Annotated in this window: 19 protein-coding genes, 1 tRNA gene, 1 pseudogene and 1 riboswitch; of the genes and pseudogenes, 10 read left to right on the top strand and 11 right to left on the bottom strand. The window is 71.1% G+C overall.

What is annotated here, in order from left to right; genetic code table 11:
- The first annotated feature begins 9 nt into the window (after positions 1 to 9).
- On the top strand, positions 10 to 1,374 hold the full coding sequence (locus ABT137_RS12435) for a PrsW family intramembrane metalloprotease (RefSeq protein WP_351706587.1): 1,365 nt from the start codon (positions 10 to 12) through the stop codon (positions 1,372 to 1,374).
- 99 nt (positions 1,375 to 1,473) lie between these two features.
- On the opposite strand, the gene ABT137_RS12430 is transcribed toward ABT137_RS12435, so the two are convergent.
- The 5 genes from ABT137_RS12430 to ABT137_RS12410 form a co-directional block, all read right to left on the bottom strand.
- Positions 1,474 to 2,436, bottom strand: coding sequence for an aldo/keto reductase (locus tag ABT137_RS12430; RefSeq protein WP_351706584.1), 963 nt, complete (start codon positions 2,434 to 2,436; stop codon positions 1,474 to 1,476).
- Positions 2,437 to 2,626: 190 nt separating this feature from the next.
- A complete protein-coding gene (locus ABT137_RS12425) occupies positions 2,627 to 3,664 on the bottom strand; it encodes a M23 family metallopeptidase (RefSeq protein WP_351706581.1) in 1,038 nt (345 codons plus the stop codon).
- Between the two features lie 9 nt (positions 3,665 to 3,673).
- Positions 3,674 to 3,832: riboswitch (cyclic di-AMP (ydaO/yuaA leader) on the bottom strand.
- 410 nt (positions 3,833 to 4,242) lie between these two features.
- A tRNA-Met gene (locus tag ABT137_RS12420) sits at positions 4,243 to 4,316 on the bottom strand.
- A gap of 93 nt (positions 4,317 to 4,409) precedes the next feature.
- Positions 4,410 to 5,204: an MBL fold metallo-hydrolase gene (locus tag ABT137_RS12415; protein ID WP_351706578.1), complete on the bottom strand. Its 795-nt coding sequence runs from the start codon at positions 5,202 to 5,204 to the stop codon at positions 4,410 to 4,412.
- Positions 5,205 to 5,261: 57 nt separating this feature from the next.
- Entirely contained in the window at positions 5,262 to 6,212 is a 951-nt protein-coding gene (locus ABT137_RS12410) for a nuclear transport factor 2 family protein (RefSeq protein ID WP_351706575.1), read from the bottom strand.
- A gap of 149 nt (positions 6,213 to 6,361) precedes the next feature.
- Here ABT137_RS12410 and ABT137_RS12405 point away from each other — a divergent pair, with 149 nt between their 5' ends.
- Positions 6,362 to 7,288, top strand: a complete 927-nt coding sequence (locus ABT137_RS12405) for a helix-turn-helix domain-containing protein (RefSeq protein WP_351706572.1) — start codon at positions 6,362 to 6,364, stop codon at positions 7,286 to 7,288.
- Positions 7,289 to 7,364: 76 nt separating this feature from the next.
- Here the strand turns inward: ABT137_RS12405 and ABT137_RS12400 are convergent, their stop codons facing one another.
- Entirely contained in the window at positions 7,365 to 8,495 is a 1,131-nt protein-coding gene (locus ABT137_RS12400; protein ID WP_351706569.1) for a dihydrofolate reductase family protein, read from the bottom strand.
- Positions 8,496 to 8,625: 130 nt separating this feature from the next.
- Between ABT137_RS12400 and ABT137_RS12395 the strand changes: the two genes are divergently transcribed.
- The 3 genes from ABT137_RS12395 to ABT137_RS12385 all read left to right on the top strand — a co-directional run bounded on the left by ABT137_RS12395 (position 8,626) and on the right by ABT137_RS12385 (position 10,585).
- On the top strand, positions 8,626 to 9,150 hold the full coding sequence (locus tag ABT137_RS12395) for a MarR family winged helix-turn-helix transcriptional regulator (RefSeq protein ID WP_351706566.1): 525 nt from the start codon (positions 8,626 to 8,628) through the stop codon (positions 9,148 to 9,150).
- A gap of 151 nt (positions 9,151 to 9,301) precedes the next feature.
- Entirely contained in the window at positions 9,302 to 9,943 is a 642-nt protein-coding gene (locus ABT137_RS12390) for a GTP cyclohydrolase II (RefSeq protein WP_351706563.1), read from the top strand.
- A gap of 54 nt (positions 9,944 to 9,997) precedes the next feature.
- The gene (locus tag ABT137_RS12385; protein ID WP_351706560.1) at positions 9,998 to 10,585 is read left to right on the top strand and encodes an O-methyltransferase; all 588 of its coding nucleotides are present in this window, start codon (positions 9,998 to 10,000) and stop codon (positions 10,583 to 10,585) included.
- Between the two features lie 90 nt (positions 10,586 to 10,675).
- Here the strand turns inward: ABT137_RS12385 and ABT137_RS12380 are convergent, their stop codons facing one another.
- Positions 10,676 to 11,344 (bottom strand): nitroreductase, encoded by a 669-nt coding sequence (locus tag ABT137_RS12380; protein ID WP_351706557.1) that lies wholly within the window; start codon positions 11,342 to 11,344, stop codon positions 10,676 to 10,678.
- A gap of 149 nt (positions 11,345 to 11,493) precedes the next feature.
- Between ABT137_RS12380 and ABT137_RS12375 the strand changes: the two genes are divergently transcribed.
- Positions 11,494 to 12,144 (top strand): FMN-dependent NADH-azoreductase, encoded by a 651-nt coding sequence (locus ABT137_RS12375; protein WP_351706554.1) that lies wholly within the window; start codon positions 11,494 to 11,496, stop codon positions 12,142 to 12,144.
- Positions 12,145 to 12,247: 103 nt separating this feature from the next.
- Here ABT137_RS12375 and ABT137_RS12370 read toward each other — a convergent pair whose 3' ends face one another.
- A complete protein-coding gene (locus ABT137_RS12370) occupies positions 12,248 to 12,733 on the bottom strand; it encodes a MarR family winged helix-turn-helix transcriptional regulator (protein ID WP_351706551.1) in 486 nt (161 codons plus the stop codon).
- Positions 12,734 to 12,936: 203 nt separating this feature from the next.
- Between ABT137_RS12370 and ABT137_RS12365 the strand changes: the two are divergent.
- Positions 12,937 to 13,137 (top strand): annotated as a pseudogene (locus tag ABT137_RS12365) (SDR family oxidoreductase); the annotation flags it as partial.
- Between the two features lie 106 nt (positions 13,138 to 13,243).
- Positions 13,244 to 13,585 (top strand): alcohol dehydrogenase catalytic domain-containing protein, encoded by a 342-nt coding sequence (locus ABT137_RS12360; RefSeq protein ID WP_502984504.1) that lies wholly within the window; start codon positions 13,244 to 13,246, stop codon positions 13,583 to 13,585.
- Positions 13,586 to 13,923: 338 nt separating this feature from the next.
- Here ABT137_RS12360 and ABT137_RS12355 read toward each other — a convergent pair whose 3' ends face one another.
- Entirely contained in the window at positions 13,924 to 15,456 is a 1,533-nt protein-coding gene (locus ABT137_RS12355) for a glycosyltransferase family 39 protein (RefSeq protein WP_351706545.1), read from the bottom strand.
- Positions 15,457 to 15,584: 128 nt separating this feature from the next.
- On the opposite strand from ABT137_RS12355, the gene ABT137_RS12350 reads away from it, so the two are divergent.
- Together ABT137_RS12350 and ABT137_RS12345 are read left to right on the top strand one after the other, a co-directional pair.
- Complete coding sequence (locus ABT137_RS12350; protein WP_351706542.1) at positions 15,585 to 16,265, top strand: response regulator transcription factor; 681 nt, start codon at positions 15,585 to 15,587, stop codon at positions 16,263 to 16,265.
- Entirely contained in the window at positions 16,252 to 17,727 is a 1,476-nt protein-coding gene (locus tag ABT137_RS12345) for a sensor histidine kinase (protein ID WP_351706539.1), read from the top strand. The genes ABT137_RS12350 and ABT137_RS12345 overlap by 14 nt, the downstream gene beginning before the upstream one ends.
- A gap of 259 nt (positions 17,728 to 17,986) precedes the next feature.
- Here the strand turns inward: ABT137_RS12345 and ABT137_RS12340 are convergent, their stop codons facing one another.
- Positions 17,987 to 18,289, bottom strand: a complete 303-nt coding sequence (locus ABT137_RS12340; RefSeq protein ID WP_351706662.1) for a 5'-methylthioadenosine/S-adenosylhomocysteine nucleosidase family protein — start codon at positions 18,287 to 18,289, stop codon at positions 17,987 to 17,989.
- Positions 18,290 to 18,450: 161 nt separating this feature from the next.
- Positions 18,451 to 19,497, bottom strand: a complete 1,047-nt coding sequence (locus ABT137_RS12335; RefSeq protein WP_351706536.1) for an alpha/beta hydrolase family protein — start codon at positions 19,495 to 19,497, stop codon at positions 18,451 to 18,453.
- Between the last annotated feature and the right edge of the window lie 123 nt (positions 19,498 to 19,620).

The raw sequence follows: 19,620 nt of genomic DNA, 5'->3' as shown, positions 1-19,620 counted from the left end.
GTCGATGCCGTGGCCACCTCCCCGCCGCCGTACTCGCCGTACCCGCAGTACCCGACGCATCCACCGCATCCGTCGCATCCGCCGGACACCACCGGTCCGCCGGACCCCGCCGGCCGGGGTCTGCGGCATCCCCACTGGTGGCAGCGGCGCTGGGTGCGGTACGGGGCGCTCGGCACGCTGCTCGCCCTCTCCGGCCTGGTGATCCTCGCGCTGGTGCGGGAGCAGACCGGGACGGAGGGCTTCCTCGTCGGACTCGGGCTCGCCGTACTGCCCGTGCCGCTGCTCGTGGGCGCGTTCCGGTGGCTGGACCGGGTGCAGCCCGGCCCCTGGCGGAACGTGCTGTTCGCCTTCGCCTGGGGCGCCTGCGCGGCCGCGCTCATAGCCATCGTCGCCAACAGTTTCGCGACGAGATGGATAGCGACGGCGACCGCGGACCCGAGCAGCGCGGACACGCTCGGGGCCACCGTGATAGCGCCGATCGTCGAGGAGTCGGCGAAGGCGGCTGCCGTCCTCCTCGTCTTCCTCTTCCGCCGACGGGACTTCACCGGGATCGTCGACGGGGTGGTGATAGCCGGGGTCACCGCCACCGGGTTCGCGTTCACCGAGAACATCCTCTACCTCGGTACCGCCTTCGGGACCGACCAGCTGACCGGGGACAGCGGGATCGCCTCCGTCACCGCCGCGACGTTCTTCGTGCGCATCGTGCTGTCCCCGTTCGCGCATCCCCTCTTCACCGTCCTCACCGGCATCGGCTTCGGCATCGCCGCGCTCTCCGGCGAGCGGCAGCGGGCGCGGCGCGTGCTGGTGCCGGTCGCCGGGCTGCTGCTCGCGATGAGCATGCACGCGTTCTGGAACGGGTCCTCGACGTTCGGGCAGTACGGGTTCTTCGCCGTGTACGGCATGTTCATGGTGCCCACGTTCGGGCTGCTGACCTGGCTGGCCGTCTGGACGCGGCAGCGCGAGCTGCGGACCGTACGGGAGGAGCTGCCGGCCTACGTCTACGCCGGGTGGCTGGGGGTGGCCGAGCCGTTCGTGCTCGGGTCGATGCGGGCGCGCCAGATGGCCCGGGAGTACGCCGCGTACCACTTCGGGAAGGCGGCGGGGCGGGCGGTCACCGAGTACGAGGGATACGCGACGACGCTGGCGCTGCTGCGGCGCCGGGGGCAGCGGGGGCGGGCGGGGGCCGACTTCGTGGTGCGGGAACGGGAGCTCCTCACGGAGCTGTGGAACCGACGGGAGCTGGTGCGGCCGGCCCTGGAGTACGCGGCGCGGACGGCTGCGCCGGGCGGGTGGCGGCCGGTGTACGCCGGTTATGCGCCGTCGGCTTACGGGGCGGCGGTGCCGTATCCGGCCTACAACCCGTATCGGAGCTAGTGCTCCGGAGTCGCGGACGGCTCGGCACCGCCGGAATGCGCCGTGGGGGCTGAGCGCCGTTGCGGCGGAAAAGAGAAAAGAACGAGGGAGCGGAAGCCGTCAGGCCGAAGCCGTCGTCAGCTTCGTCAGTTCCTCGTCCGTCAGCGTCAGGTCCGCCACGCCCAGCAGGGGCGGGAGCTGTTCGAGGGTGCGGGCCGAGGCGATCGGGGCCGTGATGGTGGGCTGGGCTGCCAGCCAGGCCAGGGCGACCGTGGGGATCGGGGCCTCGTGGGCCGCGGCGATCTCGTCCAGGGCCGCCAGCACCTTCTGGCCGCGCTCCGACTCGGCGTACTGGGCGGCGCGGCCCGCTCGCACGCTGTCGACCGTCGTACCGGGGCGGTACTTGCCGGTAAGGAAGCCGGCGGCCAGCGAGAAGTAGGGAACGGCCGCGAGGCCGGTGCGGGAGGCCAGGTCCTGGAGGGGGCCCTCGTAGGTGTCGCGGGAGACCAGGTTGTAGTGGGGCTGGAGGGCCACGTACCGGGCGAGGCCCTCGCGGTCGGAGAAGTCCAGGGACTCCTGGAGTCGCTCCGGCGTGATGTTGGACGCGGCGATGTGCCGGACCTTGCCCGCCCGCACCAGCTCGTCCAGCGCACCGATGATCTCCTCGACCGGGATCTCGGGCTTGTCGAAGTGCGTGTAGTACAGGTCGATGTGGTCGGTGCCGAGACGGCGCAGGGAGGCGTCCGCGGCGGCCTTGATGTTGGCGGCGGACAGGCCCAGGTACTCGGGGTGCTGGCTGACCTTCGTCGCGATGACGACGTCGTCGCGGTTGCCGCGCGCCTTGACCCACTTGCCGATGATCGTCTCGGACTCGCCGCCCTTGTTGCCCTCGATCCACGCCGTGTACGAGTCGGCGGTGTCGACGAAGTTGCCGCCCGCGGCGGCGTAGGCGTCGAGGACGGCGAAGGAGGTGGCCTCGTCGGCGGTCCAGCCGAAGACGTTGCCGCCGAGGGCGAGCGGGAAGACCTCCAGGTCGGAGGCGCCGAGCTTGCGGAGGGACGGGGAAGCGGAAGAAGCACTCATACTTCACTTCAACACGCGTCGCCGGGCACCCCATGCCGGTGCAACACGAAGTTCTTGTAAAGGCGCACGGCTGAAGGCGCACCGCCTGCCCGAGGCGTGGCAGGCAGACCGGCGGCCCTGACGCCGGGGGGTTGCCGTCAGGGCCGCCGGAGGCCGGAAGGTGAGGTCCGGGTCCTGGTCAGGGCCAGGGTCAGGGGTTGAGGCCCTTGCCGCGCAGCCAGGTCATCGGGTCGATGGCGGTGGCCTGGCCGTTCGGGTGGACCTCCAGGTGGAGGTGCGGGCCGGTCACGTTGCCGGTGGCGCCCACGCGGCCGATGACGTCGCCGGTGGCGACCTTCTGGCCGACCTTGACGCCGATCGAGGACTGGTGGCAGAACCACAGCTCGGTGCCGTCGTCCAGGGTGATGATCGTGCGGTAGCCGTAGGAGCCGGCCCAGCCCGCCTCGGTGACCGTGCCGCTGTGCACGGCCTTGATCAGCGTGCCGGTGGGCGCGGCGAAGTCGAGGCCGGTGTGGTAGCCGGAGGCCCACATGGAGCCGGCCTGGCCGAAGGTGCCGGTGATCGTGTACGAGACGACGGGCAGCGTGTACTGCTTGGCCAGCTCGGCGAGGCGGGCCTGCTCGGCCTTCTGCTTCGCGGAGGCCTCGGCCTTCTCCTTGGCGTCGGCGGCCTTGGCCGCGGCCGCCTTCTCCGCCTTGGCCTCGGCGTCCGCGACCGCCTTGTCGGCGGCGGCGACGGCCTTGGCGCTGGCCTTGGTGTCGAGCTGGTTCTGCTGCTGCGCGGCCTGGGCGATGATCCGGCTGCGCAGCGCCTCGCCGGCGTCGGACGAGGAGGAGTCCGAGTCGGTGGCGGTCGTCGTGGTGACGCTGCTGAGCGTGGTCTGGGTGGCCTGGTGGCCGCCGTCCTCGCCGAGCAGCGAGTCGACGGAGGACGGCAGGTCGGGCAGCGAGATGGAGACCGGCGGCTTGCCGGTGTTGGCGCTGGCCATGCCGCCCGCGCCGACGGCGGCTATGACGCCGACGCCGAGAACCGTGGAGCTGCGGGCGAGCCCGCCGCCCTTCTGCTTGGCGACCCGGTGCCGGCCGCGTACCGCGGAGAGGGACTCCTCGGTGGGGTTCCACTCCTCGAAGGGGCCCTCGTCGGCGCGGTAGCCGCCGTAGCCGAAGGTGTCGGGCTGACGCTGGCTGGGCACGAAGGGGGCTGTCGGAGCAGGCGGGTTGGACGCCACGCGGGCGCACTCCTTTCCTTCCGCCGCCTACCGGGTTAGCTGACGGGTTCGGAGCGGGAAGGTCTCCTACGCGCGTATACCGGCCGTTTCGTACCCGGCGGTAGCCGTGCGATTCACCCCAAGGTGGTGGTTCCCCGGTTCCCTTGCGGGATTCGGCGCGTGCGCACGGAGCCGTCGCGGGTGACGGCTGGGACGACCGCGCTGCGTTATCGAACGTTAATAGACCCGGCTACCAGATTCCAAGCCGTTCGTCTTGATCATTAAGCTTTCAAAGCTTGGACTTACCTGCCACGACCGGTCAAAAACGGTCGAGTCGACGGTGCCCACCGCTCAGCTCAGGAGTCACACAGGTTTTGATGGCGACTCAGTTGTTATGCGCAGGGCGGTCATCCGGACACCGACCGTGACCACACCCCGCTCAGGGCCGTCGTACGGCGAGCAGTGCCATGTCGTCCGCCATGCCGCCGCCGGTGGCGCGCAGGAACGCGGCCGGTGGACGTGCGTGATGAGGAACACAGACCTGGGCATGACTCAGGGCCGGAATCCTCGAATTCTTGGATTCCGGCCCTGAGTTTCAGTAGCGGGGACAGGATTTGAACCTGCGACCTCTGGGTTATGAGCCCAGCGAGCTACCGAGCTGCTCCACCCCGCGTCGGTGACACCAGCATACGCCATCGGAAGAGGGGAAGTCACACGGGTGAAGACTCACGGGGTCGGCGGAGGGGCGGCGGGGGCCGCCGTGGGGTCAGTGGACGCCGAAATGCCGGGCCTGGGCGACCGCCTCGCGGGGGCCGCCGTCGAACGGCTGACCGTGCCCCGGCAGCAGGACGGTGTCCTTGGACAGGCCGGCGATGCCGTCCAGCGACGCGAGGGCGGCGGCGGAGTCGTGGGTGAAGGCACGGCAGACCAGGCAGGGGCCGGTGTGCCCGGTGAAGGCCTCCTGGGTGACCAGGGCGTCGCCGGTGAAGAGCAGGCCCTGGTCGGGGAAGTGGAAGCCGGTGCTGCCGGGGGTGTGGCCGGGCAGCGCGACCGCCTGCGGCCGCCCGGGCACGCCGTCCAGCCGCGCACCGTCGCCGAACGTGCGTGCCCGGGCGGGCGGCGGTGCGGTGAAGGCGCCCTGGCGGGCCATGGTCACCATGGTGGCGAGCGCGGCGGGACGGCGGACGAGGTACGGCAGCGGGGAGCGTTCGGACTTGGCGTGCCGCATGGCCTTGCGCGGGCCGTCCATGAGCATGGCCCGGTCGTCCTCGTGGACCCACACCTCCGCGCCGGCCTGCTGGAGCTCCGCCGTGAGACCGGTGTGATCGGGGTGCGCGTGGGTGATCAGGACGGCCCGGATGTCGGCCGGGCTCCGTCCCGCGGCGGCCAGGTGGTCGAGGAGCGTGCGCCGCTGTCCGGGCAGGCCGGCGTCGACGAGGGTCAGCCCGTCCGGGTGATCCACCAGGTAGAAGTTGACGAGGGGGTCACCCAGCCGGACAACGCCTGGAGCGACCTCCGGGCCGGCGCCGGGGTGGGCGGATCGGGGGCGGGACTGGCGCATGGCGCTCTGCTCTCGGGAAGGGGGATGGACGACGGGGGAGGATCGTGAACGGGCTGCTCAGAACATGCTGTTGCCGTTCACCGAGGTGGCCGGGACGGCCTGGGTGAGCGCCCAGTGCTCGACGATCCTGCCGTGGCGCACCCGGAAGATCTCGTACACCGAGGTGCCCAGGTCCGAGGGGCTGTTCTGGTCGTGGAGGTGGACCGCGACGAGGTCGCCCTCGGCGACGACCTTGGCGACGGTGGCCTGGTACTGCGGATGCGCGGCGAACAGGGCCGCGTAGGCCTGCTTGGTCGCGGCCGCGCCGTCGGCGAGCGTCGGGTCGTGCTGGAGCAGGTTCGGCGCGACGTAGCGGTCGACCGCGGTCACGTCCTTCCGCCCGGTCAGCTGCTGGACGTAGGCGCGTACGACCCGCTCGCTCGCGGCCGTGTGCGAGGCCGGGCCGGCCGCGTCGGTCTGCGGCGAGGTGAGCGTGGAGAACATGTCGTGGCCGTTGGCCGTGGTGGCGGGGACCTGCTGGATGGTGTCCCAGTGCTCCACGATCTTGTGGTTCTCGACCCGGAACACGTCGACGAGCCCGATGCCGCTGAAGGTGTCGGACGTGCCCGCGTGCGTCTGGAGCAGGACGAGGTCGCCCTGCGCGATCACGTGCGTGGTGACCGAGCTGCTGCCGGGGGTGGCCGTCGCCTTCAGGTTCTCGACCAACTGGCGCAGCGCTTCCGGGCCGTTGGCGACGTTGGGGTTGTGCTGGATGTAGTCGGGAGAGACGTACTTGTCGATCACGGACGTGTCGTAGTAGGTGAACAGCTGCTTGTACACGTACGTGACCAGCGCCTTGTTGGCCGCCGTCTCGCGGGCGGACACCGAGCCGGTGGCCGCCGCGCTCGTCTCCGTGGGTCCGGCGGACCGCGGAACCGCCGTCGCGGGACCGGTCGCCAGCGCCGTCGCGGCCGCGACGGCGGCCACGGCCGCACCGATCCGTACAGCGTGCTGTCTGCTCATCGTCATCGCGGTCTCCTGACTCGGAACACCCGCCCGCCCCGGCGGCAGGTCGGCGGGGCCGACACTAGGAGCGCCGGGCCGATCCGTCGTCGCCCTGTGAAGGGTGGTACTCACGGGGACAGGATCGCCGGGGCCGCGCCGCCTAGCCTGACCTCATGGCACAGGGCAGCAGCGACAAGCACGCGCCGGGGCCGCTCGGCGAGTACCTCCGCGCGCGCCGCGCCCTGCTGAGCCCGGAGCTGCTGAGGCTGCCGGACGCGGGCCGCAGGCGGGTGCCGGGGCTGCGCCGCCATGAGCTGGCGCTGCTGGCCGGGGTGAGCACGGAGTACTACACCCGGCTGGAGCAGGGCCGCAACCGCCATCCGTCCCCGCAGATCGTCGAGGCCCTCGCGAACGCCCTGCATCTGGACGCGGAGGGCACCGCCCACCTCCATCAGCTCGCGGCCCCCGTCCAGCCCCGGCGCTCCCGGCCGCGCGGTGAGCAGGTGCCGACGGGTATCCGGATGCTCCTGGAGACGTGGTCCGCGCTGCCCGTGGTGGTGGCCGGGCGGCTGTGCGACGTACGGGCGGCGACCTCCCTGGCCGTCGCCCTCTCCCCCGCGCACCGGCCGGGGGCGAACCTGGCCCGGGAGGTGTTCCTGAACGACGCGGTGCGCACCCTGCACCGCGACTGGGACCTCGCCACCGCCGGCCTCGCGTCGGCGCTGCGGGTGGCGGCCGGGGAGGATCCGGACGACCCGCGGCTGTCGGCCCTGGTCGGCGAACTGTCCGTGCACAGCGAGCGTTTCCGGTATCTGTGGGCCCGCCACGACGTCCGCCCGAAGCAGGGCGGACGGGCCCTGCTGCGGCATCCGCAGGTCGGTGAGCTGGACCTCCGGATCGAGAAGCTGGCGGTCCTGGGCACGAACGGCCTCACCATGATGTGCTTCCACGCCGAGCCCGGCAGTCCGTCGGCCGAGCGCCTCGCCCTGCTGGCCAGCCTCACCGCGGCCGGGACACCGAACGGCTCGGCCGGGGCCGGGGCTCCGGCTCCGGCCCCGGCTCCGGCCCCGGCGGAACCGCTGCATCACCGGCTCAGGTGAGCAGACGCCCCGCCGATTCAGCCCAGCCGATCCAGGCCGGCCGATCCAGCCCCGCCGACACGGCAGCCTGCTCACCTCAGCCGAGAAGATGCCCGTTGGGCGCCTTCGCCGGCTCCTCGTACTCCCCCAGCACCAGCACCTCCACCCCCGCCTCGCGCAGCATCCCCGTCCCGTCGGCCGCCGCCACGAACGTGTCCGGCTCGCGCCACGCCGTCACCACCCGTCGTACCCCGGCCCGGAGGATCAGCTCGGCGCAGGGGTGCGGGCGGGAGGCGCGGTGGGTGCAGGGTTCGAGGCTGGTGTAGACCGTGGCCGTGGCCAGCCGGGGGTCGTCCGCGGGGATCTTGGGCAGGGCCGCCTCCTCCGCGTGGACCACGGGGTCGCCGGCCTCCCGGGAGTGACCGCGGGCCAGTTCCGTGCCGTCGGCCGCGACGACCACCGCGCCCACGCTGAACGCGGTCCGGGACGGCGGGCACTCGGCCGCCAGCTCGCAGGCGAGCCGTAGCCAGTGCCGGTCCGCGGCGGACGCCGACCCGCCCGTGCCGGGGGCCGTGGGCTCGTAGCGCATGAGGACGACGTCCTCGATACGGCGGGTCTCCAGGAGCCGCAGCCGCCCGGCCTGGTACCCGCCGGGGCCGAACAGCCGCGGTGCCTTCGGGTCGCCGACGAAGAGGGGCGCCAGGACCAGCTGGAGCTCGTCGGCCAGGCCCCGCTGGAGGAGCTGGGTGTGGACGGTGCCGCCGCCCTCGACCATCAGCCGCCGTACGCCCCGTACGTCGTGCAGGTGCTCCAGGAGCAGCCGCCAGTCGAGGTCGGCGCCGAGCGGGACGAGGTCGGCGGCGATCCCGAGGGCACGGGCCCGCCGCGCACCCTCGTCCGTCGTGTACACGATCTTCGCGCCGCCGGTGTGCCAGAACTTCGCGTCCGGGTCGAGGTCGCCGGTCGCGGTGACCGTGACCTTGAGGGGGTACTCGGGCCGGCCCGCGGCGGTCCGGGCCGCACGCCGCTCCGGGGAGTTGACCAGGAGCCGCGGGTTGTCCGCGCGGATGGTGCCGGCGCCGATCAGGATGGCGTCGACGGAGGCCCGTACCTCGTCGACGCGGTCGAAGTCGGCGGGGGAGGAGAGCAGGAGCCGGTCGGGGCCGGTGTCGTCGAGGAAGCCGTCGAGGGAGACGGCGGCGGACAGCAGGACGTAGGGGTACGGCATCGGACGCGCTCACTCTCGGCGGGCGGGCTGGCGGGCCGGCTGACCCACTGGCCGTAGGGCTGACGGGGTCGGCCGGACTGCTCTGACACGGACGCTTGGTTAAAGTTTGAAACAAACCTACACTGGTGCCATGACGACTCGCTGGCTCACTCCGAAGGAGCAGCGCGCCTGGCGCGCCTACATGGCGGCGACGCACCTCCTGGAGGACGCGATCGACCGGCAGCTCCAGCAGGACGCCGGCATGCCCCATCTGTACTACGGCATCCTGGCCAACCTCTCCGAGGCGCCGGAGCGCAAGCTGCGCATGACCGACCTCGCCGAGAAGTCGAAGATCACCCGGAGCCGGCTGACGTACGCCGTGACCCGGCTGGAGAGGGACGGGCTGATCCGGCGCGAGGACTGCCAGTGGGACAAGCGGAGCAGCTTCGCGATCCTGACGGACGAGGGCATGGCGGTGCTGGAGCGCACGGCGCCGGGTCACGTGGAGACGGTGCGGGCGGCGGTCTTCGACCATCTCTCCGCCGAGCAGGTGGAGCAGCTGGAGGAGATCAGCTCCGTGATCGCGCGGGCGCTGGAGGGCGACGAGTCGACCCCGCGGCCGACGCCGGACGAGCTGCCGTGGCGGCGGCGTTCGTCCCCCTGTTCCGGATCGTGAACTCGATTTCCCGAAACCGTACGGAAATCTGTTGCTTCAAATTTAAAACATGAGGTAGGGTTCCAACCGTGGATCTGCTTCAAATCTGAAGCAGGGCCCGCGACGTCCCGTACCGGGACTGCCGTCCTGCACCCGGACACTGGAGAACCCGATGACCGACTTCCCCGCCGCCACCCAGCGCGCCCGCGTCCGGGTCCCGCTGCGCTTCAACGACGGCTACAGCGTCAACGCCGAACTCGTCACGTTCCATGGCCTGACCGACGGCCAGGAGCACGTCGCCGTCGTCCTGGGCGAGCCCGCCCCCGGCACCCTGCCGCTGGTGCGCCTGCACTCCGAGTGCCTGACCGGCGACGTCTTCGGCTCGGCCCGCTGCGACTGCGGGCCCCAGCTGCGCGAGGCCGTCGAGCGCATCGCGGAGCGCGGCGGCGTCCTGCTCTACCTGCGCCAGGAGGGCCGCGGTATCGGCCTCTACAACAAGCTCGACGCCTACGCCCTCCAGGACCAGGGCCTCGACACCTACGAGGCGAACGCCGCCCTCGGCCTGCCCGAGGACGCCCGCGACTACACCGCCGCCGCCCAGATGCTGGCCGCCCTCGGCATCACCGACCTGGACCTGCTCTCCAACAACCCCGACAAGGCCGAGCAGTTGCGCGGCCTCGGCGTCACCGTCCGCGACCGTGTCCCGACCGGCGTCTTCAGCACCGCCCACAACGTCCGCTACCTGCGCGCGAAGGTCCTGCACACCCAGCACACGCTGCCCCTGTCCGAGCTGACGGAGCTCAACGCGGGCTGAGCACCGCCGGGCGCGGTGTGCCAGCAACTACAGGCACCGACTAGGGGAGCCTCCATGGACGACCGGCTGGCGCGCGTTCTCGACGACCTCTACCAGGAGGGGCGGGCACACGACGGCCCGCTGGCCGACCGGCTGCTGAGGCTGCGCAACATGACTCCGGACGCGGCCCGGCTGATCTCGACGCTGATCAGGGCGCGGCGCGCCACGTCCGTCCTGGAGATCGGCACCTCCAACGGCTACTCGGCGATCTGGTTCGCCGACGCCCTCCGCGACACCGGCGGCCGCCTGACGACGGTGGACATCGACGCCGACCGCGTCACCGCGGCGCTGGCCAACCTGGAGCGGGCGGGAGTACGGGAGTACGTGGACGTCCGCCACGGCGACGGCGCCGAGACCCTGGCCGGCACCCCGGACGCATCCGTCGACCTGGTCGTGCTCGACGCCGAGCGGCCGGCGTACGTCGCCTACTGGCGGCACCTGCGGCGCGTCCTGAAGCCGTACGGCATCCTGGCCGTCGACAACGCGGTGAGCCACCGGGAGCAGGTGGCCGCCTTCCATGAACTGCTCACCGTGGAGAAGGGGTTCGCCGTCGCCCTCCACGAAGTGGGGGACGGCGTACTCACCGGGATCCGGGTGCGCTGACGACCCCGACGACCGACGAGCGGCGACCGGGGGCGGCCCTCCCGATCGCCACACCGCTCGGCTTGCGTCGACCGGCGCTGCCGAGTGGTGTCAGCGGCCGTCGACGAACGTGACCGTCTCTTCCAGTGGCGCCCGGGTCGTCCGCGGCTCGCTCGCCATGATGTCTTCGAACCCGATCGACATGCCGCAGAAGAGGATGAGCCCGTCCGGCGGTGACAGGATCTCCGCGACGGTCCGGTGGAACTTCGCCCAGGCCATCTGCGGGCAGCTGTGCAGGCCTTCGGCGCGGAGCAGCACCATGACGGTCTGCAGATACATGCCGACGTCCGACCACTGCGGCCGGCCCATGTCACGGTCGACGTAGCAGAACAGGGCGGCGGGCGCGCCGAAGCAGTTCCAGTTCGCGGCGGCGGCCCGCTGGCGCGCCTCCAGGTCTTCGCGCGCGATCCCGAGCGCTCCGTAGCGCTGCTCCCCGAAGGCGGACCGGCGCTCGCGGTACGGGGACTTGAGTACGGGCGGGTACTGCTCGTACTCCGGCTCGTCCCAGGGGTCGCCCAGAGCCAGGCGCTCGTCGGCGCGCTTCTTGAGTTCGGCCAGCGGTGCGCCGGTCAGTACGTAGGTGTGCCAGGGCTGGATGTTCGATCCGGACGGCGTCCATTTCGCAGCGGACAGCGCCCTTTCCAGGGCCTCCCTCGGAACCGGCCGGTCGGTGAACGCACGCACCGCCCGACGGCTCGTGACCGCCTCGTAGACGTCCATGATCGCCCGCCTCTCCTGATCAGTGGACCTGTCTTCGTTGCACTCGTTATGGTATCACTCAATACCGTGTCGAGTGAAACTATCTCGCCGCAGGAACCACCCCCAGCCCCTGGTCTGCCGCCTCGGGCCCCGCACCTCGGAGAGAGCCCATGGCCACGCTGCTGCACATCGACTCGTCCGTGTTCCACGGCGAGGCGTCCTCGTCCCGTCCGGTCACGGCCGCCTTTCGCAGGACCTGGGAGGAACAGCACCCGGAGGGCACGGTGATCTACCGCGACCTCGCCGCCGCCCCCGTCCCGCACATCAGCGCCGACGCCTGGTCCGCCGGCTACGCCGCCGCGTCCGAGCGCACCCCGGAACAGTCCGCCGCGTTCGCCGCGCGCGTGACGCTCATCGAGGAGCTGGAGCGGGCGGACACCGTCCTGATCGGCGCCCCGATGTACAACTTCTCGATCCCCTCGACCCTGAAGGCGTGGCTGGACAACGTGCTCCTGCTCGGCCGCACCGCGGGCGAGAACCCCTCCGCCCAGGGCACCCCGGCCGTCGTCGTCGCCAGCCGCGGCGGCTCCTACGCACCGGGCACCCCGCGTGCGGGCTTCGAGTTCGTGCAGAACTACCTGGAGGCCGTCCTCAGGGACACGCTCGGCCTGGACCTCGAATTCATCGTCCCGGAACTCACCATGGCCCCCCGCAACCAGGCCATGTCGGACCTGATCCCCCGCTTCGAGGCCTCCCGCAGGCGCGCCTTCGAGGACGCCACCAGCAGGGCCAAGGAACTCGCGGAGCGCCTCGCCGCGTGATCCCGGGGTCGTGGACGCCGCGCAGCGCCCCGCCCGGGAGATGGCACGGCTTCCACGGCGCCCCGCCCGGGAGGCGGGTACGGCGTCCGCAACGCCCGCGCGCCTACGCCTCGCCGTCCGCCGGATGGGCGAGCCGGGTCAGCAGATCCGTCAGCCGCTCGGGCTCACCGGGCCCCAGTTCGGCAACCAGCCGCTCGGCCAGCGGCTCCGCCGCCGCATGGACCGCGTCGAAGAGCTCCAGCCCCTGCGGGGTGATCTCCACCGCCCGCACCCGCCGGTCCCCCGGAACGGCCTTGCGTACGGCCAGCCCCTTCCGCTCCAGGTCGTCCACGACCCGCATGATGCCCGCCTTGTCCGACCCCGTCGCCGCCACCAGATCCCGCTGCACCGTGGGCCCGTGATTGACCAGCTCGATCAGCACCGCGAAATGCCGCAGCTCGATACCGAGCGGCCGGAGCGCCTCCCCCATCACCGCGGCCGCGTGCCAGTGCGCCCGGCGCAGCAGCAGGCCGAGGGCGAACGGCGACGTGTCCCCGGGACGGTCGGTCGCGTGCGAGGCGGCGGGGTGGCGGGAGGTGTCGGCGACCATGAGCCCAATTTACTTCATTCGATACGGTATCGCTCGAAACTAAACGGCCCGGCCGTCGGGCGCCGGCGCCGTACGGTCCTCGGCATCGTGGTCGTAGGCGGGACGCCGACGCGCTGGAGAGGACACGCTCCGAACTCGCCGCCGGGCACGGCGACCGGGTCCACGCCGTCGCCTTCGACGTCACCGATCCGGCGGCGGTCGCCGGCTACTTCGACACGGAGCGGACCTCGGCCCTGGTCGCCGACGAGGAGTTCAGCGCCTGGGTGCGCCGGCGCACCCCTGCCGGCCGCTGGGGCAGGGTCGAGGACCTCATCGGCGCCCTCGTCTTCCTCACGTCCCCGGCCTCCGACTTCGTCAACGGACAGATCCTGTACGTCGACGGCGGCATGCTCTCCGTCCTCTGAGCCCGGCAGGAAACCCGCACGTCCCGAAGGAAGCCCTCTGTTCCTCCGTTACCGGAAGGGAGCCCCCATGCACGCCTGCGTCCTCCACGCGGTGCAAGACCTCCGTGTGGAGGAGTTCACGCCGTCCGCGCCCGCCCCCGGCGAGGTGGCCGTCTCCGTCGCCTTCGGCGGTATCTGCGGATCCGACCTGCACTACTACCGCCACGGCCGCGTCGGCGACTTCACCGTGCGGGAGCCGATGGTGCTGGGCCACGAGGGTGCCGCCGAGGTCGTGGTGAGCGACCTGGTGGAAGAGCCTCTGCGGATCGCGCGAGCACAACCGCTCACGCAAGGCCCCGAAAACGAAGCAGCGCCCGACCCGATCGAAGCCGACTCAGGCGCTGCACAGCAGGTCAGAGGGCGTACCTGGTCAGGACAGGTTCCGCGTGATCTTCGGTCCGATCCCTGACGGCCGGTGCCATCTCGTCCGCTCACTCATCGCTCACGCAGAAAGGCCGATTGAACAGCGCTTTTGACGTCGCTGCCGCCTGCCGGACTCAGTCTGCGGCAGATCCGTCCGCGTCTGGAAGGTGCCGAGCCGACTGATCGTGTCGGTGATCCCTTCCGTCCATGGCCGGTGGCGGGCGCATCGCGGGCGCCGTTGGCGTGCGGTCGCGATGAGTTGGGGAGCGGCGGAGAACGGCCGCGGCCTCCCACGGCAGCAGCGACCGGCAAGCCGAGGTCCGTGGCTTCCGGGGCGAGACAGCGTGACGGCGGTGGTGCCGGCCGGGCCGGCACCAGTCGCGGTCACCTCATCACCTCACCGCTCGCTCCCGGGCTGTTGGATCCAGGACCGGCCTTCGGAGAGGGGTCGTGGTCTCGGACATAGACGGTGACTCGCGCCCCGTTGACATGGGTTGTTCCGTACGCGCGGAAGTGGCGCCGCAGGGTGCTTGTCTTCGCGTCCTCCTGCGGGTCGGTCGGCGAGTGCGCACCCGCCGGGTCGCGGACCGCGACGATCCGGTCGAATTCCAGCATGCGTGCCGCGATGTCCTGGGCGGGAACCTCGACACCGGCAAGTGTGTTCGACGAAACGGGATCCTGTGCCAGGGCCAGATCCGTCAGGAAACGGGTGTCCTCGGGGATGGCCGCGGTCCAGGCCCGGTACCGGTCGGAGAGATAGAGCAGTCCGTCGCCGGGACGGCCTTCCTTGCGTACGGTGGCGCCGATGGCGGTGACGTCATTGCTCCGGCTCTCGGGAGTCCTCAGCGACATGCTCGGCTGGACGAGCGCGGCCAGTACGGCAACCGCCGCGATCCACGCGATGCGGGAAGACCGCTGCCGCCGGAGGAAGTAGTCCATCCAAGCGCCCAGCAGCAACGCGATTCCGATGCTGCTGTAGAGCACATACCGGTCGACGAAGAGGGGCTTGACCAGTGAGGCGATCAGCAGCAGCAGGCCCGGAAGCACAACAATCGGCACAGCCAGCACGGAAAGCCGCACGGGCCCCCTCACCCCGAGGGGCGCCAGGGCACACGCCACGCCCACGACCGCCATAGCCAGGACACCAGGAAGCCGCACAGGTCCGCCGATCCAGGACACCTGCCCCGACTGCCCCGCACTACAGATCGCCAGCGGCAACAGCCCGGCCACCACGCCCGCGGCGGCCACACTCCACGCCCTCAGCACCGGTCGTGGAACACGGGAGACGACCAGTGTGACGCCGTGTGCAACCAGGGCGAGGACCGCGAACTCATGGAGCAGACAGGCCAGCAGCATGGTGGAGCCATAGACCACCCACCGCCACCGGGCGCGATGCGGGACGCCGACCACGAGCGCATAGGTGGCCCAGGTGACCAGGGCACAGACCATGGCATACGAGCGGCCTTCCTGCGCGTACTTCTGTACCTGGGGAAGGAGCGCGAACACCAGCCCGGCCAGCAGCCCGGCACGGGGTCCCGCCAGGCGTAGCCCCAGCAGCCCGACTCCGCTCGCCGCCGCGGACATTGCCAGCACGGACGGCAGCCGCAACGTCAGCAGCCCTCCGCCGAAGAGACCGAAGAGCTCATGCATCACGGCGTAATGGAGAGCATGGACCAGATCGACATGCTGGGCGGTGAGCCATATCTGCGAAAGATCGCGGTGCGCGAGCTGATAGGTGACGGCCTCGTCCCCCCACATGGTGTTCTTCCTGCGGATACCCCAGAGCCCCAGAGCGATGGTCAGTGCCAAGGGCGCGATGACGACAACGGCTCTGGCCGGGCCCGGTGATCGTCGACGGGCGGGTACGGGAGGGGAAACCGTCCTGGCCACGGCGGGGCCTAGTACATCAATGGACATCGGCGACAGGGCCTTTCAGCAGTGGCGAAGACACTGCGCCAGCGTGCCCGGACCTCGTTGACCGGAGGCTGACCCAACCTGACCGGCCGATCAGGAAGGCGGTCCGGCGCTGTGCGAGGCTGCACCGCATGCGCATCCTGGTGGTCGAAGACGAGGTGGACCTTGCCCGCACCCTGCACACCGGTCTGACCGCCGAGGGCTACAGCGTCGACCTCGCCCATGACGGCCGGCAGGGACTGTGGATGGCCCGGACCGGCGAATACGCCCTGGTCGTACTGGACTTGATGCTGCCCGGGCTCAACGGCTACAAGGTCTGCGCCCAGCTGCGCCGGGAGGGCAACGCGACCCCCATCCTGGTACTCACCGCCAAGGACGGGGACTGGGATCAGGCAGAGGCCCTGGACACGGGGGCCGATGACTACCTGGCCAAACCCTTCTCCTACATGGTGCTCGTCGCACGGCTGCGGGCCCTGGTCAGACGGGCCGCCACGGTCGCCCCGCCCGTCCTTGCCGTGGGCGACCTCTCGTTGGATGTCGCGAGCCGCGTCTGCCGCCGGGCCGGGGCCCGGGTGGAACTCACCCCTCGGGAGTTCGCCGTCCTTGAACTGCTGGCCCGCCGAGCGGGCCAGGCGGTCTCCAAATCGGATCTGCTCTATCACGCGTGGCCCGACGAAGCCCGGGATCACAACCTGGTGGAGGCGCGCGTCAGCGCACTGCGCAAGAAGGTGGACTCCGCGTTCGGCCGACGGTCCCTGCAGACCGTACGGGGTACCGGCTACCGGCTGGTGGACGACCGTGAACGCGACTGAGCCGCGACGCCGCTGGTGGCCGCGTTCGGTACGAGCCCGCACGGCCCTGGCCGCCGCCTCGGCCGCCGCCGTCATCCTGGTCGGCATCGGCTGGTGGCTGCACCACGACGTCTACCGCCAGGGCACACGGATCGCCGAAGGACAAGCCGAGCAACAGGTCTGGGCTCTCGTCGATCAGCTGAACGGGGGTGTGCTTCCCGCTCACAAAAGCATCGTGCTGCCGTACGAGGTCGTCGCGAGCGGCCGGCGCACCGCTGTCGCCTACGGCGGAGGCATGGAAGCCCTCGATCCCGGCACCCGCCATGTGCTGCCCGCCCCATCGGAGGCCAGGGAGCCCGGAGTCCTGACGATCCTTCCCCTCCGCATACCGGAGCGCGGCTCCCACTCCAGGGACAGATTCGGCCTGGCCGGCGGGACCTTCACGGTCATGTTCGCCGACGTCGGCGTCGATGAACTCAGCAGGGACAAAGTCGCCGCTCTGGGCGTCGCCGCGGACGCCTACCTGCGGGTCTATGTGGTGGTGCTCCCGAAAACGGCCGAGGAGATCGCCAGGACCACCGACCTCCTGCTGCTGCGGGCCGCGCTCGTCGGCCTCGTACTGATCGCCGCCGCCGTCTACTTCACCGTCCGCATCTCGCTGCGGCCGGTCGAGGCCATCCGCGTCCTCACCGCCTCGGTCACCGCGAACGACCCCCGCGAACGCGTCACGGTCCCCGCCACGGGACACGAGATCGCCGCCCTGGCCGCCACCATCAACAGCACCCTCCAACGCCTCGACGACGCCGCCGCCCAGCAACGCCGCTTCGTCGCGGACGCCGCCCACGAACTGCGCAGCCCCCTCACCACACTGCTGGCCAGCCTGGAAGTCGCGCTCGCCTACCCGGAACGCACCGACTGGCCCGCCGCGGCCACCACCGCCGCACGACAGACCCGCCGCCTCCAGGCCCTCGCCGAAGACCTGCTGCTCCTCGCCCGCCTCGACACCCGCACCCCCATAGCCGGCCCCGAAACCGTCGACCTGACAGCCCTCGCCTCCCGGCTGACCGAGCAATACCCCCTCACCGAACGACCGTTGACCCTCACCTGCGACAGCACCGCCCCCGCCCCCGCACGCGGAAACCCCGACGAATACGAACGGCTGCTGCGCAACCTCATCGACAACGCCGCCCGCCACGCCGCACACCGCATCCAGATCACCATCCGAAACCAGGACGACTGGATCGTCCTCACGGTGCACGACGACGGACCGGGCGTGCCCACCGAGGACGCCGAGCGCATCTTCGAACGCTTCGTCCGGCTCGACGACGCCCGCTCCCGCGACCACGGCGGCACCGGCCTGGGCCTCGCCATCGCCCGCGACCTGGCCCACCGCCACCGAGGCACACTCACCCTCACCCCCCGGACCCTCGGAGCATGCTTCCAGCTACGCCTTCCCCGGGCCCCCACCCCAGCCGAGAAATGACGCGCTTCACCGCGGTCCGCGCGCCGCTTCCGTGATGACGGAGTGGAACGCGTACTTCACCGCCGGCGTCCGTACAAGGCACTCTCCGACCTCCTGGTCGCTATCGACCGTCAGGCGCCTGACCCCGGCTTCAGGAGGCCGGACGCGGTGCTCACCGCCCTTGATGCCCATGGTTGGATCCGTGACATCGACCGGCCCACCACCACCGCCACGGACCCTGGCCTGGCCTCCAGCGTCTCCCCGGAGATGGTGCCGCCGCTCATCCAGGACGCCGACCCTCGCCCGGATTTGCTGGGCTGGCAGGCAGGTACGCGTCGACCTGCACCTGCTGGAGGTGATGGGTAGTTTCCCAGCTGCGGGGACGTCCCTTGAACCCTTCCGCGCTTTCCTTGCCTCCGTGGTACGCATACACCTCAGAAGCCACGACCACGTCACCTGGGGACACATCGGGTTTGAGCGATCCCGCGATACCGACGAAGAAGACAGCCTGGGGACGTACGAAATTGATGGCCCGCTCAGTGATCACGGCTGCGGAGTCATTCCGGCTTGCAGCCCCGAACATCCGCTCACGCATCACTCGCGCAGACGGTGAGTTTGAACAGTGCAGATACCCGCCCCGAAGCAGGACGCCACCGCGCGCGCATGCCGACGCGGAGTCCCTGACCGCAAGGGATGTCGGTTGTCACGGCGGCGAGCCGACTGGGAGTGACGCGGTTCGTCGCTTCATGGGATGAACGTCACCTCCGGGAAGGCCGGGCACGGGCCGTCGAGCAGGTGCCCTCGGTGGTGGCGTAGGTGCAGGTCGAAGAAGGCGAGCGGGTACGCCTGCTGGATCCGCACCGCCCGGGCCGGATCGAGTGTGCCGATCCAGCCCTGGAGGTCCGCGTCGCTCATCCCGACGGCCTGCGCCAGTTGCGGGATCAGGAACTGTACGTCGCAGTACGACGAGTGCACCGCGCCCTCCGCCTGGACGTTGAGCCGCCACCCCCGCAGGTGGGACCAGAACTCGGCGACGCTCGGCTGCGTGGCCCGCGGAAACTCGGCGGTCATCAGCATGAACGGCCGGTCCAGGTCGGTGGTGACCGTCGGCTGCATCGGCCCGTCGAAGCTCAGCCCGGCCCGGACGCGCTGGTCCTCGCTCATGACGAGGGCGGTCGCCGTCGCGCCTTTCGACCAGCCGAACATGCCGATGCGCTGCGGATCGAGGGCGTCGAGCAGGCCGGCCGGCAGCGGCCGGTGTTCGGCGTCGGGATTGCGCCCGGCGGCGAGGTCCTCGATGCGGTCGAGCACGAACCGGATGTCCGTGGCGAAGTCCCGTGCTCCCAAGGCGGGTACGTCGAGCGGGACCGTGAACCGGCCGTCGGGGAACACGCTGAACGCGTCGTACGTGTGGTCCACCGTGACCACCACATACCCGTGGCTGGCAAGCTCCTGCACCACGATGGTGGTGTCCGCACGGTGATCGTGCGCGCCGTGCGAGAACACGACGACGGGCAGTCGTCCGCCCGCTCGCTGCACCGGTGCGCCCTCGTGACCGGCCGTGAGCGGCGCCACCGCGACATCGGCCGGCCAGCCCACCGACGTGAGGATCGCCCGCGCCACGGCGGGGGACGTCCAGCGGGCCAGTGGATACCGTTCGACGCCCCGGGCGGGGTACCAGACGGCGGCCATCAACTCGCGGTGATGCCCGGGGCCTGCCACGGGATCGGGACGTGAAGTGTCGACGAGGTGCAGGGGCACCGTGCCCACCGGGTATGGTCCGGTGGGCACGGGCAGAGTGAGCTGCACCGGGCCCGGAGCGGTCGAAGCCGCCCTCGCCTGGCCTGCGACGCCGATCGGCACGGTGACCCCGACTGCCAGCGCGGCTCCGAGCATGCGACGGCGCGTCATTCC

The sequence above is a fragment of the Streptomyces sp. NPDC001980 genome (assembly GCF_040296885.1).
GTDB lineage: Bacteria > Actinomycetota > Actinomycetes > Streptomycetales > Streptomycetaceae > Streptomyces.
Note: the sequence above shows the minus strand (reverse complement) of the source record. Positions and strands in the feature narration are given on the sequence as shown.

What these genes read in the sequence shown, in the direction of transcription:
- ABT137_RS12430 (WP_351706584.1), bottom strand. Translation starts at nt 2,436, where the DNA reads ATGAGTGCTTCTTCCGCTTCCCCGTCCCTCCGCAAGCTCGGCGCCTCC.
- ABT137_RS12415 (WP_351706578.1), bottom strand. Translation starts at nt 5,204, where the DNA reads ATGCGCCAGTCCCGCCCCCGATCCGCCCACCCCGGCGCCGGCCCGGAG.
- ABT137_RS12410 (WP_351706575.1), bottom strand. Translation starts at nt 6,212, where the DNA reads ATGACGATGAGCAGACAGCACGCTGTACGGATCGGTGCGGCCGTGGCC.
- ABT137_RS12405 (WP_351706572.1), top strand. Translation starts at nt 6,362, where the DNA reads ATGGCACAGGGCAGCAGCGACAAGCACGCGCCGGGGCCGCTCGGCGAG.
- ABT137_RS12400 (WP_351706569.1), bottom strand. Translation starts at nt 8,495, where the DNA reads ATGCCGTACCCCTACGTCCTGCTGTCCGCCGCCGTCTCCCTCGACGGC.
- ABT137_RS12395 (WP_351706566.1), top strand. Translation starts at nt 8,626, where the DNA reads ATGACGACTCGCTGGCTCACTCCGAAGGAGCAGCGCGCCTGGCGCGCC.
- ABT137_RS12390 (WP_351706563.1), top strand. Translation starts at nt 9,302, where the DNA reads ATGACCGACTTCCCCGCCGCCACCCAGCGCGCCCGCGTCCGGGTCCCG.
- ABT137_RS12385 (WP_351706560.1), top strand. Translation starts at nt 9,998, where the DNA reads ATGGACGACCGGCTGGCGCGCGTTCTCGACGACCTCTACCAGGAGGGG.
- ABT137_RS12380 (WP_351706557.1), bottom strand. Translation starts at nt 11,344, where the DNA reads ATGGACGTCTACGAGGCGGTCACGAGCCGTCGGGCGGTGCGTGCGTTC.
- ABT137_RS12375 (WP_351706554.1), top strand. Translation starts at nt 11,494, where the DNA reads ATGGCCACGCTGCTGCACATCGACTCGTCCGTGTTCCACGGCGAGGCG.
- ABT137_RS12370 (WP_351706551.1), bottom strand. Translation starts at nt 12,733, where the DNA reads ATGGTCGCCGACACCTCCCGCCACCCCGCCGCCTCGCACGCGACCGAC.
- ABT137_RS12355 (WP_351706545.1), bottom strand. Translation starts at nt 15,456, where the DNA reads ATGTCCATTGATGTACTAGGCCCCGCCGTGGCCAGGACGGTTTCCCCT.
- ABT137_RS12350 (WP_351706542.1), top strand. Translation starts at nt 15,585, where the DNA reads ATGCGCATCCTGGTGGTCGAAGACGAGGTGGACCTTGCCCGCACCCTG.
- ABT137_RS12340 (WP_351706662.1), bottom strand. Translation starts at nt 18,289, where the DNA reads ATGTTCGGGGCTGCAAGCCGGAATGACTCCGCAGCCGTGATCACTGAG.